The sequence below is a fragment of the Pseudoalteromonas sp. T1lg21 genome (assembly GCF_002964625.1).
Classification (GTDB): Bacteria; Pseudomonadota; Gammaproteobacteria; order Enterobacterales; family Alteromonadaceae; genus Pseudoalteromonas; species Pseudoalteromonas gelatinilytica.
Genome location: NZ_PQBX01000056.1, coordinates 747,761 through 760,576 on the forward strand (window position 1 = coordinate 747,761; position 12,816 = coordinate 760,576).

Annotated in this window: 8 protein-coding genes; all 8 read right to left on the minus strand. The window is 42.3% G+C overall.

What is annotated here, in order from left to right; all coding sequences use genetic code 11:
* Positions 1-49: 49 nt before the first annotated feature.
* The 8 genes from C2M25_RS13655 to pdhR all read right to left on the minus strand — a co-directional run bounded on the left by C2M25_RS13655 (position 50) and on the right by pdhR (position 12,763).
* A complete protein-coding gene (locus C2M25_RS13655; RefSeq protein WP_063702952.1) occupies positions 50-1,093 on the minus strand; it encodes an ABC transporter ATP-binding protein in 1,044 nt (347 codons plus the stop codon).
* Complete coding sequence (locus tag C2M25_RS13660) at positions 1,090-2,724, minus strand: ABC transporter permease (protein WP_063702950.1); 1,635 nt, start codon at positions 2,722-2,724, stop codon at positions 1,090-1,092. Before C2M25_RS13660 ends, C2M25_RS13655 begins: the two co-directional genes overlap by 4 nt.
* Before the next feature lie 77 nt (positions 2,725-2,801).
* Positions 2,802-3,806 (minus strand): Fe(3+) ABC transporter substrate-binding protein, encoded by a 1,005-nt coding sequence (locus C2M25_RS13665; RefSeq protein WP_063702948.1) that lies wholly within the window; start codon positions 3,804-3,806, stop codon positions 2,802-2,804.
* Between the two features lie 956 nt (positions 3,807-4,762).
* Positions 4,763-5,404: a tRNA-uridine aminocarboxypropyltransferase gene (locus C2M25_RS13670; protein WP_063703519.1), complete on the minus strand. Its 642-nt coding sequence runs from the start codon at positions 5,402-5,404 to the stop codon at positions 4,763-4,765.
* A gap of 336 nt (positions 5,405-5,740) precedes the next feature.
* Positions 5,741-7,165: a dihydrolipoyl dehydrogenase gene (lpdA, locus tag C2M25_RS13675; RefSeq protein ID WP_063702946.1), complete on the minus strand. Its 1,425-nt coding sequence runs from the start codon at positions 7,163-7,165 to the stop codon at positions 5,741-5,743.
* Positions 7,166-7,353: 188 nt separating this feature from the next.
* A complete protein-coding gene (aceF, locus tag C2M25_RS13680) occupies positions 7,354-9,252 on the minus strand; it encodes a pyruvate dehydrogenase complex dihydrolipoyllysine-residue acetyltransferase (protein WP_105181342.1) in 1,899 nt (632 codons plus the stop codon).
* Between the two features lie 9 nt (positions 9,253-9,261).
* Entirely contained in the window at positions 9,262-11,928 is a 2,667-nt protein-coding gene (aceE, locus tag C2M25_RS13685; RefSeq protein ID WP_105174896.1) for a pyruvate dehydrogenase (acetyl-transferring), homodimeric type, read from the minus strand.
* 85 nt (positions 11,929-12,013) lie between these two features.
* On the minus strand, positions 12,014-12,763 hold the full coding sequence (gene pdhR / locus C2M25_RS13690; RefSeq protein ID WP_036965924.1) for a pyruvate dehydrogenase complex transcriptional repressor PdhR: 750 nt from the start codon (positions 12,761-12,763) through the stop codon (positions 12,014-12,016).
* Positions 12,764-12,816: the final 53 nt, after the last annotated feature.

Sequence of the window (12,816 nt, forward strand, 5' to 3'; positions counted from 1 at the left end):
GCTTCTCGTTATTTGCACAAAGCCAAGGATTCAAGATTGTTATTTATCACTAATCATGAAAAAAATTGACTGTGTGCGGCATTATTTTTATTTTTACAGGCTGCTCAACAGCTAACACGCGATCTTGCTCGGCGGCAACTTCACACTCTTGACCTGCAATATTGATACGGTACACATAACGCGTGCCGATAAAACGTCTTTGCAAGATAGTTAAACTGTTTGCGTCACTGTGCGCAGCTTCACACAACTGAATATGGTGCGGTCTTATATACACTTGACCTTGCTGGCAATTAGTATTGCTTGCCGTCAATGACTGAACCACACCAAACGCCGTTTCGTATTCAGTTGGCGTTAATACTTTTGCCGTTAAGTATATGCCCGTACCAAGAAACTCTGCAACCACCTTTGAGTTAGGTTGACTAAATAACTGCTCCGGAGAGCCCTGTTGGGCGATTTTTCCACCATGCATAACAGCAAGCGTGTCAGCAAATGCGAAAGCTTCTTCCTTTGAGTGGGTAACAAATACCGCAGAAACCTGCTGAGCTTTAATAATGCGGCGTATATCGGCGATAAGCTCAAAACGTACTTGTGTATCAATATTCGAAAATGGCTCATCAAGTAATAATAAACTTGGTTTGTAAGCAAGTGCACGGGCTATTGCCACTCGTTGCTGCTGGCCACCTGAAAGCTGATGCGGGTATCGCTGTGCACAACCATCGAGTTTAACAAGGCTAAGCATTTCATCTACACGCTCTCGCTTTTGTGCTTTGCTCATGTTGCTAAGGCCAAACGCAATGTTGTCGCTCACCGTTAAATGAGGAAATAGCGCATAGTCTTGGAACATCATGCCAATATTACGTTTTTCCGGTGCAACAAATAGCCCACTATCGTTAACCACTTTTGAATCAATACTCATATAGCCTTGCTCAGGCTGTAAAATCCCGGCAATTGCCTTTAAGGTTGTGGTTTTGCCGCAGCCACTTGCGCCAAGCAAACAGACGATTTCATCTTGTTCAACATTGAGGTTTAGTTCACTCAACACCTGAGTCGCATTGTACTGATAAGCTAAGTCTTTAATTATCAAATGACTCATGAGTGATTTTGCTCCATCGAACGATTAACGAAATACAAAGGGATTAACCCAACTAACACGATAAACAAGGCCGAAATTGACGCAAGCTCCAATTGCTCATCACTAACATATTGAAAAACATGGGTGGCCAGCGTTTCAAAATTAAAAGGCCTAAGTAATAAAGCGGCCGGTAATTCTTTCATACACTCAATAAACACTAATAAGCCAGCTGTTAGAATGCCGCGTTTTAATAGCGGTAAATGTACTCGCCAAAGTGTTTGTAAGGGCCCCTTGCCCATTGATTGGCTGGCCATATCAAGTGATGGGCTAATACGTAAAAAACTGCTTTCAAGTGCGCCATGTGCAATCGCATAAAAACGCACAACGTAAGCAAAGATCATCGCAAATAAAGTGCCACTTAAAAGTAACCCCGGTGATAAACCAAAAGGCTCAAGCCAATTATTTAATGCATCATCCAGCTGTGTTAATGGCAGTAATACGGCAATCGCTAACACAGTACCAGGTAAGGCGTAGCCAGTACTTGCTAAACGCCCTGGGAGCAAAGGGTAAGCTTGTTTAGCAATGCGCTGATAAAACAATACTAATAAGCTCAATAGGATAGTTGCAATGCTCACCACAACAGCCACTTTAAAACTTTGCCAAGCGTAATTAAAAAATGCCCCATTCCATGCTTCATCTGCATAGACAATGGCGTATTTAACTAACACCCCAACCGGTAGGATAAAAGCCAATACCAGCACAACTGTACAAGCAAAGCTTGCAGCCCACGCCGCACCGCCTTTTAAGCGATACAAGGTTGCGCTGTTTACGCTTGACTGACGTTCATACACGGCTTGATTGCGACGACTAAAGCGTTCAACCATGATGGTTAAAAACAAAATCAGTAACATGATACCTGAGATTTTCGCCGCAGCAGTTAATGAGTAATAGCCAAGCCATGTATCGTAAACAGCGGTCGTCAGTGTGCTCACAGCAAAGTAGTTAACAGTAGCAAAATCAGCCATAGCTTCCATACTGATCAATGTAACCCCTGCCACAATCGCCCCACGACCAAGAGGCAGACTAACGCGCAAAAAACTCTGTAATGGCGATAAACCCATCAGCTGACTAGCTTGTACTAGTTTAAAAGACTGCTCTCTGAGTGCAGTTTTAAAAATTAGGTATAAGTAAGGATAGAGTACCAAGGCAATCATAAAAATAGCCCCAGTCAATGTACGAATATCAAAAAACCAGTAATCGTCTGGTGATTGCCAACCAAACCAGTCTCTGAGTGCGATCTGTACAGGCCCTGCGTAATCAAGTAAGTCGGTATACACGTAGGCGATAAGATAAGTTGGCATTGCTAAAGGCAGCATTAACGCCCATTCAAATTGCTTACGCCCGGGAAAGTCACAGTATGCAGTTAACCAAGCTAGCGGCAATGCAATTATACAGCTTAACAGCCCTACCCCTGCAATGAGAATTAGCGTATTACGGGTATAATCCCACAGCACCGTATCGAAAAGGTGCTGAAATACATCTGAATCCCCTTGCAGAGATTCAAATAACAAAAAGCCTAATGGCGTAACAAGCAACAGGCCAATAAGCCAGGCTGTAAGCTGCCAACGCGACAGCGAAAACTTCACATGCATAAGTGGATTAATACCAGATAAAATAAAAGCTGTTAAAAAACAGCTTTTATAAAATTGTGTAACGAGGAATGTTCTCGTTATAAATCAAACTTTACTTCATCAATCAGCTTCAGTGCCACAGGGCGATATTTGCTTATCTCATCAAGAGGAAGACTGTCTTCTTTAAACTCACCCCATGATGCAACCATCTCAGATAATGCAACCCCTTGCTTTACAGGGTATTCCATATTCACTGAAGCATACATATTTTGCGCCTTATTGTCGGTCATATACTCAATCAGTTTCAAGGCATTTTCAGGGTTTTTAGCATAACGGGTCATAACAACGCCCGATACATTGATATGAGAACCTCGGTTTGTTTGGTTAGGAAAGTTAATATAAACCGCTTCAGCCCATGATTTTTGCTGCTCATCTTGCATCATTTTACCAAAATAGTAGCTGTTACCTAACGCCAGATCACATAAACCTTCTTTTACTGCTTTGACTTGCGCTCTGTCATTCCCTTGCGGCTTACGTGCTAAATTGGCTTTAACCCCCTCAAGCCATTGCTTAGTTTTTGCTTCGCCATGGTGAGCGACCATAGAAGCAACTAAACCTAAATTGTATGGATGTTTGCCAGAGCGAGTACAGATTTTACCTTTGTATTTTGGGTCCGCTAAATCTTCGTAAGTTAGCTCTGCAAGTGCACCAACGCGCTCTTTTGAAGAGTAAACATTACGTACGCGTTTAGTAAGTGCTATCCACTGACCATCTGCATCGCGAAAGGTGCTTGGCACATTCGCGTTTACCACATCACTATTGATTGACTGCGTTAAACCTAAATCTTCTAGTTGAATAAGTGCACTAAAATTTGAAGTTAATACTAAATCAGCCTTACTGTGTTTACCTTCGCGCTTAACACGCTCAATCAGCCCTTTTTTTGCAAATACCACATTAGTTTTAATGCCTGTTTGCTTGGTGAAATCGTCCAAAATAGGTTGAATTAAGAACGGTTGGCGAAACGAGTAAATATTTACTACATCAGCAGCAAATGCTGGCGCAGTTAAAAATGCGCTAAGTAATACAAAGGCTGTTTTTTTCATTTTATTACACCTAAATAATAACAATTATCAAAATATTTTACCTAGAGTTAGGGCAAAGTGCACCCGTTTAAACTCATAAATAAACTAACCAAGCTGCCATTTGGGAATTTACATGTAAGACATATCTCACCCGCATGGCAGTTATTGAGTAAAAAGCACCAGCAAACACTGCACAAAAAACCATAACCATTTGAAATAAAACAACTTAGTTTAAATGACAATAAAATAACCAGCAGTTTAAACAAGATTTTGACCTACTCAGCGCTTCCTATTTCTCTATAATTACTTACATCAACTAAGCAAGAAGCTTAATGAGTAGATGGATAAGGAAGCATTACTCATAAAACCGCGGAATAAGGTTCATTAGGAGAATAAGGAATCAAGGACAGGCTCAGGAAGAGTAACGCAATGGAGTGACAACCTACGGACAACATCAGGATGATGTGGAATGGCATAACAGCAGGACGTTGTTATACAGGAAGTTCAAAAAGTGGAATAAAGGACAGGCCGTTAGGGCATCGCAATGGATTTGCAAGTAAAGGGATAGTGTCAGGATGGCACGTAAGGGAATGGTAAAGTAATTACCAGCAAGGATGTAAAGGACTAATAAGGAAACAAGGCTGGATTGCCTTATATTGCACAGAACCAATAAGTAAAGTGTAATCGCATGGATTGGCAAAGTTTAGGGAGTTGATTAGATTCAATTGCAGGATGCAAAAAATTAAGAAGATTCCGCAAGCGCGACTAGTGATAGTACGCGCTTTTCTTTTGCCTATAATTTAGTAAAGAGTTATACCAATTCGCTTAATTAAGTGGTCTATTTTGAGGCAATAAAACCTCGTCGATAACAAGGCAAAAATTTCGTTATTTAGTTGTTCTAAATCAGTAATTTTTAACGCAGGTAGCGACAGGTTTAATCCCTCAAAATGATTAAGTATTATTGCGGATTGGTACTATTACTCCGGTCGCCCCTTATTTCGCTTACCTAGCAGGTAGGCATCTCTGAACTTAATAAAATGTTGTTCTAGCTTTTGAGTAGCGTCTTTCTCACCCGCAAGCGCAAGTACCATAATAGCCACCTCAGCGGTGCCAAGTTGATGTTCGTGTGGAGCAACACGTAATCGATAATCCGAAAGTTTTTCAGGTGTGATTGAAAGCACAGGTAAATTATCCAGATAAGGACTTTTACGGATCATTTTCTTTGCTTCGCGCCAAGTACCATCTAAGAAGATAAACAACGGACGCTTACCTTCAACAGGAGTTACTTCGGTGATCACCCGCTCTTCGTCGTCAACATCGCTGGCAGGGAAAATAACCATAGGTTGATACTGAGGATCTGCCAACAAGCTCAGTAAGGCATCATCAGGATTCGTTCGATCCCATTTAAAGGCATAGTTTTCTGGCACGATTTCAGCAATTAAACGGCCAGTATTTGACGGCTTAAAACTCTCATTGTGATACATAAGTAAACAGACTGCGGCATCGCACTTTGCCTGCTCAACGCCTTCACAAATACAATAGTGCTCGGCTAATAAACATCGCTCACAACGTGTTAGTTTTGCTCCTCGCGCTTTAAATTCACGACGAGACTCAGCCATTTGTTGAGTGCGAAGCACTAACACGGAATTATTTGAGATAGTAGCCACTGTATTTACCAGAAAATTAAACGGCGCGTATTGTAGCTAAAAATATGGGGAATAGATATTAATCTAAGTGGTTAGTGGTTAGTGGTTAGTGGTTAGTGGTTAGTGGTTAGTGGTTAGTGGTTAGTGGTTAAACAAGTATAATTCATTTCATGTATAACAAGCTTTTGTTCAATTGCAAAAAATAAAACAACTCTCTCGATCAACTAACGACTGACATCTGATATCTAACCTCTAAGAAAACAAAAACCCAGCCAAAGCTGGGTTTTTAAAACGATTAGTCAAAAGAACTTACTTCTTTTTAACTGCTTTTTTGTTTGGAAGGTCAGTGATTGAACCTTCGAAGATTTCAGCAGCTAGACCGATTGATTCGTTTAATGTTGGGTGAGCGTGAATAGTTAACGCTAGGTCTTCACCGTCTGCGCCCATTTCAACTGCTAAGCCGATTTCACCTAGCATTTCACCTGCGTTGATACCAACCATAGCACCACCGATAACACGACCTGAGTCTTTATCGAAGATTAGCTTAGTTTGACCTTCAGTACGTGCTGAAGCGATTGCACGACCAGAAGCAGCCCAAGGGAATACAGCAGTTTCGATGCTTAAGCCTTGCTCTTTAGCTTCTTTCTCAGTTACACCAACCCATGCGATTTCTGGATCTGTGTATGCGATTGAAGGGATGCACTTAGGATCGAAGAAGTGTTTCTGACCAGAGATAACTTCTGCAGCAACATGACCTTCGTGAACCGCTTTATGTGCAAGCATTGGTTGACCAACGATATCACCGATAGCGAAGATGTGACCAACGTTTGTTTTAAGCTGCTTATCAACATTGATGAAACCACGCTCATCAACATTAACGCCTGCTTTATCAGCATCAACAAGCTTACCGTTAGGTGTACGACCTACTGCAACAAGTACTTTGTCGTAACGTACTGCGTCAGCTGGTGCATTTTTACCTTCGAATGAAACGTATAGACCGTCTTCTTTCGCTTCAACACCAACAACTTTAGTAGAAAGCATTACGTTGAACTTGTCTTTAACGTAACGTTGGTAGATTTTAATAACGTCTTTATCAGCTGCTGGAACTAATTGATCAGCAAACTCAACTACGTCAATTTCAGAACCTAGCGCACGGTATACAGTACCCATCTCAAGACCGATGATACCACCACCTAAAACAAGTAGTTTCTCAGGAACGTCTTTAAGCTCTAGTGCACCTGTTGAGTCAATTACACGGTCATCTTCAGGGATGAAAGGTAAGTTAACAGGTTGAGAACCTGCTGCAATAATAGCATTGTCAAAAGTGATTGTTGTTGTACCGTCAGTACCTTCAACAGCAATTGTGTTGCTGCCTGTGAATTTACCGTAACCGTTAACAACTTTCACTTTACGCATTTTAGCCATGCCGTCTAGGCCGCCAGTTAATTGACCGATTACAGACTCTTTCCAAGAACGGATTTTGTCTAGGTCGATTTCAGGCTTGCCAAAAGTAACGCCGTGAGATGACATTTCTGCAGCGTCATCGATCACTTTAGCTACGTGTAAAAGTGCTTTTGAAGGAATACAACCCACATTTAGACATACACCGCCTAATGTGTTGCGAGATTCTACCAATGTTACTTCTAAGCCCAAGTCAGCAGCACGGAAAGCCGCAGAATAACCACCAGGACCACCGCCTAGTACAACAACTTGAGTTTTTAATTCGTTGCTCATGCTATTACCTTAAATGTTTGAACGGGACACTGCCCCTATGTTTAACTGCCATGTTTCTGCAAGGCAGAAAGGGAGAGCAGATATCTATACCAAGATTGTTCTATGGCAAAGATTGTATCATTGCCAATGGTAAAAATCCCAGCAAAAAACACCTTGCTGGGATTTGATTCTTATAATTTACGAGACGATTACATCACTAGTTGACGAATATCGCTCATGTAGCTTGCTAGCGTCACAGTAAAGCGTGCTGCTAGGGCACCGTCAATAACCCTATGGTCGTATGACATTGATAATGGAACCATTAATTTAGGTTCAAACTCTTTGCCATTCCACTTAGGTTTCATTTCTGACTTAGATACACCTAAGATAGCAACTTCAGGCGCATTCACAATTGGCGTGAACGCTGTACCACCGATACCACCAAGGCTTGAGATTGTGAAACAACCGCCTTGCATATCAGATGACGTTAGCTTGCCGTCACGTGCTTTCGCAGAAATTTCCATTAACTCACGAGAAAGCTCAATGATGCCTTTCTTATCTACATCTTTGAATACTGGAACAACCAAACCGTTTGGCGTATCAACAGCAACACCGATATTGATGTACTTCTTCAAGATTAAGCTTTCGCCATCTTCAGACAGTGAAGAGTTAAACGTTGGGAATTCAGCAAGTGCTTTCGCCGCTGCTTTCATCACAAACACAAGTGGCGTGATTTTAACACCCAACTTTTTCTTCTCAGCAAGCGCATTTTGCTCTTTACGGAATACTTCAAGGCTTGTGATATCAGCTTCGTCAAACTGTGTAACATGCGGGATTTGCACCCAGTTACGGTGTAAGTTAGCGCCTGATAGCTTTTGAATACGAGAAAGTTTTTTCTCTTCGATTTCACCAAACTTAGCAAAATCAACCTTAGGCCAAGGAATAAGTCCTAGCTCGCCGCCACCGGCATTACCTTTACCTGCAGATAGTTGACCTGACTCAACTTTCTTCACAAGGTCTTTCACGTAGTTTTGTACGTCTTCTTTCACGACACGATTCTTACGACCAGTGCCTTTTACGTTCGCTAGGTTAATACCAAACTCACGCGCTAAACGACGTACAACTGGCGATGCATGTGCATAGGCTTTGTTATCTGCAAAACCTTCGTTGCTTGCAGGTGCTGACGCTGGCTTTTCAGCCGCTGGCGCTTTTGCTGCAGGTGCAGGCGCTGCTTCAGTTTTTGCAGGAGCAGGTGCCGCTGCAGCTGGTGCACTACCAGCTACTTCAAATACAAAGATAAGTGAGCCAGTTGATACTTTATCGCCAGCTGCTACTTTGATTTCTTTAACAGTACCGGCAAATGGTGCAGGTACTTCCATTGATGCTTTATCGCCTTCAACGTTTAAGATTGATTGATCTTCTTCAACCTTATCGCCAACAGCAACCATCACTTCGGTTACTTCAACTTCATCACCACCGATATCAGGCACGTTTACTTCTTTAGTACCAGATGCCGTTGCTGCCGGAGCCGCTTCAGCTGGCGCTGCTTCTGTTGCAGGTGCTTCAGAGCCGCTTGATGCTGTTTCAAAAACGAAGATTAAAGAGCCAGTTTTCACTTTATCGCCAGTCGCGATTTTGATCTCTTTAACAGTACCAGCAAATGGTGCAGGTACTTCCATTGATGCTTTATCGCCTTCAACGCTTAATAAAGATTGCTCTTCTTCAACCGTGTCACCTACCGCAACCATGATTTCAGTTACTTCAACTTCATCATCGCCGATATCTGGTACAGTCACTTCCTGTGTAGCAGAAGCTGAAGATGCAGCTGCTGGAGCAGGTGCTTCTTCTTTCGCTTGTGCTGGCGCAGCAGCTTGTTCTTCACCTTCGAAGATCATGATAAGTGAACCCGTCGTTACCGTATCACCTTCAGCTACTTTAATTTCTTTAACCGTACCTGCTTGTGCAGCAGGTACTTCCATTGATGCTTTGTCGCCTTCAACCGTTAATAACGATTGGTCAACCTCAACCTTATCACCAACGCTAACAAGGATTTCGGTTACTTCAACGTCATCGCCACCGATATCTGGTACTTTAATTTCAATACTCATTGGAACCTCTTATGCGTATAGCGGGTTAACTTTGTTTGTGTCGATGTCGAATTTCTTGATTGCTTCAACAACCACTGACTTCTCAACTTCACCACGTTTAGCAAGCTCAGATAATGTTGCAACCACAACATAGCCCGCATTAACTTCGAAGTGACGACGTAAGTTTTCACGGCTATCAGAACGACCATAACCATCAGTACCCAACACTTTATAGTTGCTGCTTGGTACAAATGAACGAACTTGTTCTGCGTAGTTCTTCATGTAGTCTGTTGCAGCAACAGTCACTGCATCTGTTAATGCATTTGTGATGTAAGCAGTCTTTTGCTCTGCTTCAGGGTTAAGCATGTTGAAACGTTCAACATCTTGACCGTCACGTGTTAACTCGTTGAATGATGTTACAGAGAATACATCTGAACCAATGCCATACTCTTCGCTTAGGATTTGTGCCGCTTTACGCACTTCCATCATGATAGTACCTGAACCAAGTAACTGTACTTTCGCTTTCTCGCCAGCAACAGTTTCAAGTTTGTAGATACCTTTACGAATACCTTCTTCAGCGCCTTCTGGCATTGCTGGTTGATGGTAGTTTTCGTTCATTAGCGTTAGGTAGTAGAACACGTTTTCTTGGTCTTCACCGTACATGCGACGAATACCGTCTTGCATGATTACCGCTACTTCGTATGCGAATGTTGGGTCATAAGAGATACAGTTAGGTACTGTGTTAGCAAGAATGTGGCTGTGACCATCTTCGTGCTGTAAACCTTCACCGTTTAGTGTAGTACGACCTGCTGTAGCACCTAATAAGAAACCACGTGCTTGCTGGTCACCAGCCATCCACGCCATATCACCTACACGTTGGAAACCAAACATTGAGTAGTAGATGTAGAATGGGATCATCGGTAAATCGTTAGTGCTGTATGATGTTGCAGCAGCAACCCATGATGACATTGCACCTAACTCATTGATACCTTCTTGTAGTACCTGACCTGATGTTGCTTCTTTATAGTAAGAAACGATGTCGCGGTCTTGCGGCGTATAGTTTTGGCCATGTGGGTTATAAATACCGATTTGACGGAATAAACCTTCCATACCAAATGTACGCGCTTCATCGGCAATGATAGGCACGATGTTTTTACCAATGCCTTTGTCTTTTAGTAACACGTTAAGTGCACGAACAAAGCCCATTGTTGTAGAGATGTCACGTTTTTGCTCTTCAAGTAACGGCTTGAACGCGTCAACTTCTGGTAATACTAATTTTTCAGAGAAGTTAGGAATACGCTTAGGCGTGTAACCTTGTAGTGCTTCACGGCGAGCGTGAAGGTACTTGTGCTCTTCTGAACCTTCTTCAAGCGTTAAGTATGGTAGATCAGCTAACTGGTCATCAGAGACAAGATCTTGTAAACCTAGACGTGAACGTAGGTGTGCTACGTGAGTCATGTCCATTTTCTTAACTTGGTGTGCAATGTTTTTACCTTCAGCCGCTTCACCCATGCCGTAACCTTTTACAGTTTTAGCAAGGATTACAGTTGGACGGTCTTTGGTTTCTTCCGCTTTTTTGAATGCAGCGTAAAGTTTTGAAGGCTCATGACCACCACGCTTAAGTGCGAAGATCTCTTCATCAGTCATATCAGCAACAAGCGCTGCTGTTTCTGGGTAACGACCAAAGAAGTGTTCACGAACGTATGCACCATCTTTTGCTTTATAAGTTTGGTAATCACCGTCAATCGTTTCGTTCATTAACTGCAGTAATTTACCTGTTGTATCTTTAGCAAGTAGGATATCCCAACCACTACCCCATACAACTTTAATCACGTTCCAGCCAGCGCCTTTGAATAGGCCTTCAAGCTCTTGAATGATCTTACCGTTACCCATTACTGGGCCATCTAAACGCTGTAGGTTACAGTTGATTAGGTAACATAGGTTATCTAGCTTCTCACGCGCAGCGAATGAAATTGCACCACGTGATTCTGGCTCATCCATCTCACCGTCGCCTAAGAAAGCGTACACACGTTGGTTTTTAGTGTCTTTTAAGCCACGGCCATCTAGGTATTTTAAGAAACGAGCTTGGTAGATTGAGGCAATTGGACCAAGACCCATAGATACCGTAGGGAACTGCCAGAATTCAGGCATTAATTTAGGGTGTGGGTATGAAGGAAGACCTTTACCATCAACTTCTTGACGGAAGTTATCAAGTTGCTCAGCAGTTAAACGACCTTCAACAAATGCACGTGCATAGATACCTGGTGAAATGTGGCCTTGGTAATACACTAAGTCACCGCCGTCTACATCGTTTGGTGCTTTGAAGAAGTGGTTAAAACATACTTCATAGAATGCCGCTGAAGACTGGTAAGACGCCATATGGCCGCCTAAGTCTAGATCTTTTTTCGACGCACGTAATACGATCATGATCGCATTCCAACGGATGATTGAACGAATTCGACGTTCAATGTTTACGTCACCTGGGTAAGCAGGTTCTTGATCTACCGGAATGGTATTAACGTAGTTAGTGGTTGTGCCAGTAGGCATATCAACACCGTCTAAACGGGCTTGCTCTAACACTTGCTCAAGTAAGAATTGAGCACGTTCAACACCTTCTTCACGCACAACAGACTCAAGGGCTTGTAACCACTCTTGTGTTTCTAGCGCGTCTACGTCAATTTTATTGACTTCAGACATATGGAGGTTTCCTTATGTTTAAAATACTAATTATTTTAATAAATCTTAAAGTTAAGTAGTTAACTAAACTTAGCTAATCACTTGCTTAATGTTGTTTGGTGCGTCTTAAACTACGTTCAATCCGCGAATGCTCCTTGCCAGCCTCAAGTAAGGCTTCTTCGATAAAGGCTAAGTGAGCATTACTAGCAAGACGTGCTTGCTCTGGGTTTCCTTCAATAACCGCATCCATCAACAGTCGTCTATGTTCTGCGAGCTGCTGGCTGATCTGTGGTTTTTTTAACAGTACAGTTAAATTCTGTAATACATTTTGCTCTAGCAAGGCCTGCATACCACGCACTAAATGTAGCAATACAACGTTATGAGACGCTTCTGCCACACTAAAATGAAATGCATTTATTGCTTTTGCTTTTTGCACAATGTCGTCATTAACGAGCGCAATGTTGTCAAAGCTTTGTTTTACTTTTTTGAAATCATTCGTCGTGCCGCGCATAGCTGCATAATATGCTGCAATTCCTTCAAGGGCATGACGAAATTCGAGTAAATCAAATTGTGACTCTGGATGCTTACTAATCAAATCAAAAAGCGGATCAGTGAGCCCCTCTTCAAGCTGATTTTTTACGAACGTTCCGCCTCCTTGGCGACGCGTTACTAACCCCTTGGCTTCTAGCTTTTGAATCGCCTCACGCAGTGAAGGTCGCGATACTTCAAATTGTTTCGCTAATTCACGTTCCGGAGGCAGCTTTTCGCCTGGCGCTAACGACCCCTCAAGAATCATATTCTCAAGTTGTTGTAAAATTACATCAGATAATTTTGCTGCTTTAATCTTTAAAGACATTTATTAACGTCCGCATTGTTATGCGCTAACCCCATAAATATCGGGTATTTAGC

What these genes read in the sequence shown, in the direction of transcription:
- C2M25_RS13655 (WP_063702952.1), bottom strand. Translation starts at nt 1,093, where the DNA reads ATGAGTCATTTGATAATTAAAGACTTAGCTTATCAGTACAATGCGACT.
- C2M25_RS13660 (WP_063702950.1), bottom strand. Translation starts at nt 2,724, where the DNA reads ATGCATGTGAAGTTTTCGCTGTCGCGTTGGCAGCTTACAGCCTGGCTT.
- C2M25_RS13665 (WP_063702948.1), bottom strand. Translation starts at nt 3,806, where the DNA reads ATGAAAAAAACAGCCTTTGTATTACTTAGCGCATTTTTAACTGCGCCA.
- C2M25_RS13670 (WP_063703519.1), bottom strand. Translation starts at nt 5,404, where the DNA reads ATGGCTGAGTCTCGTCGTGAATTTAAAGCGCGAGGAGCAAAACTAACA.
- lpdA (WP_063702946.1), bottom strand. Translation starts at nt 7,165, where the DNA reads ATGAGCAACGAATTAAAAACTCAAGTTGTTGTACTAGGCGGTGGTCCT.
- aceF (WP_105181342.1), bottom strand. Translation starts at nt 9,252, where the DNA reads ATGAGTATTGAAATTAAAGTACCAGATATCGGTGGCGATGACGTTGAA.
- aceE (WP_105174896.1), bottom strand. Translation starts at nt 11,928, where the DNA reads ATGTCTGAAGTCAATAAAATTGACGTAGACGCGCTAGAAACACAAGAG.
- pdhR (WP_036965924.1), bottom strand. Translation starts at nt 12,763, where the DNA reads ATGTCTTTAAAGATTAAAGCAGCAAAATTATCTGATGTAATTTTACAA.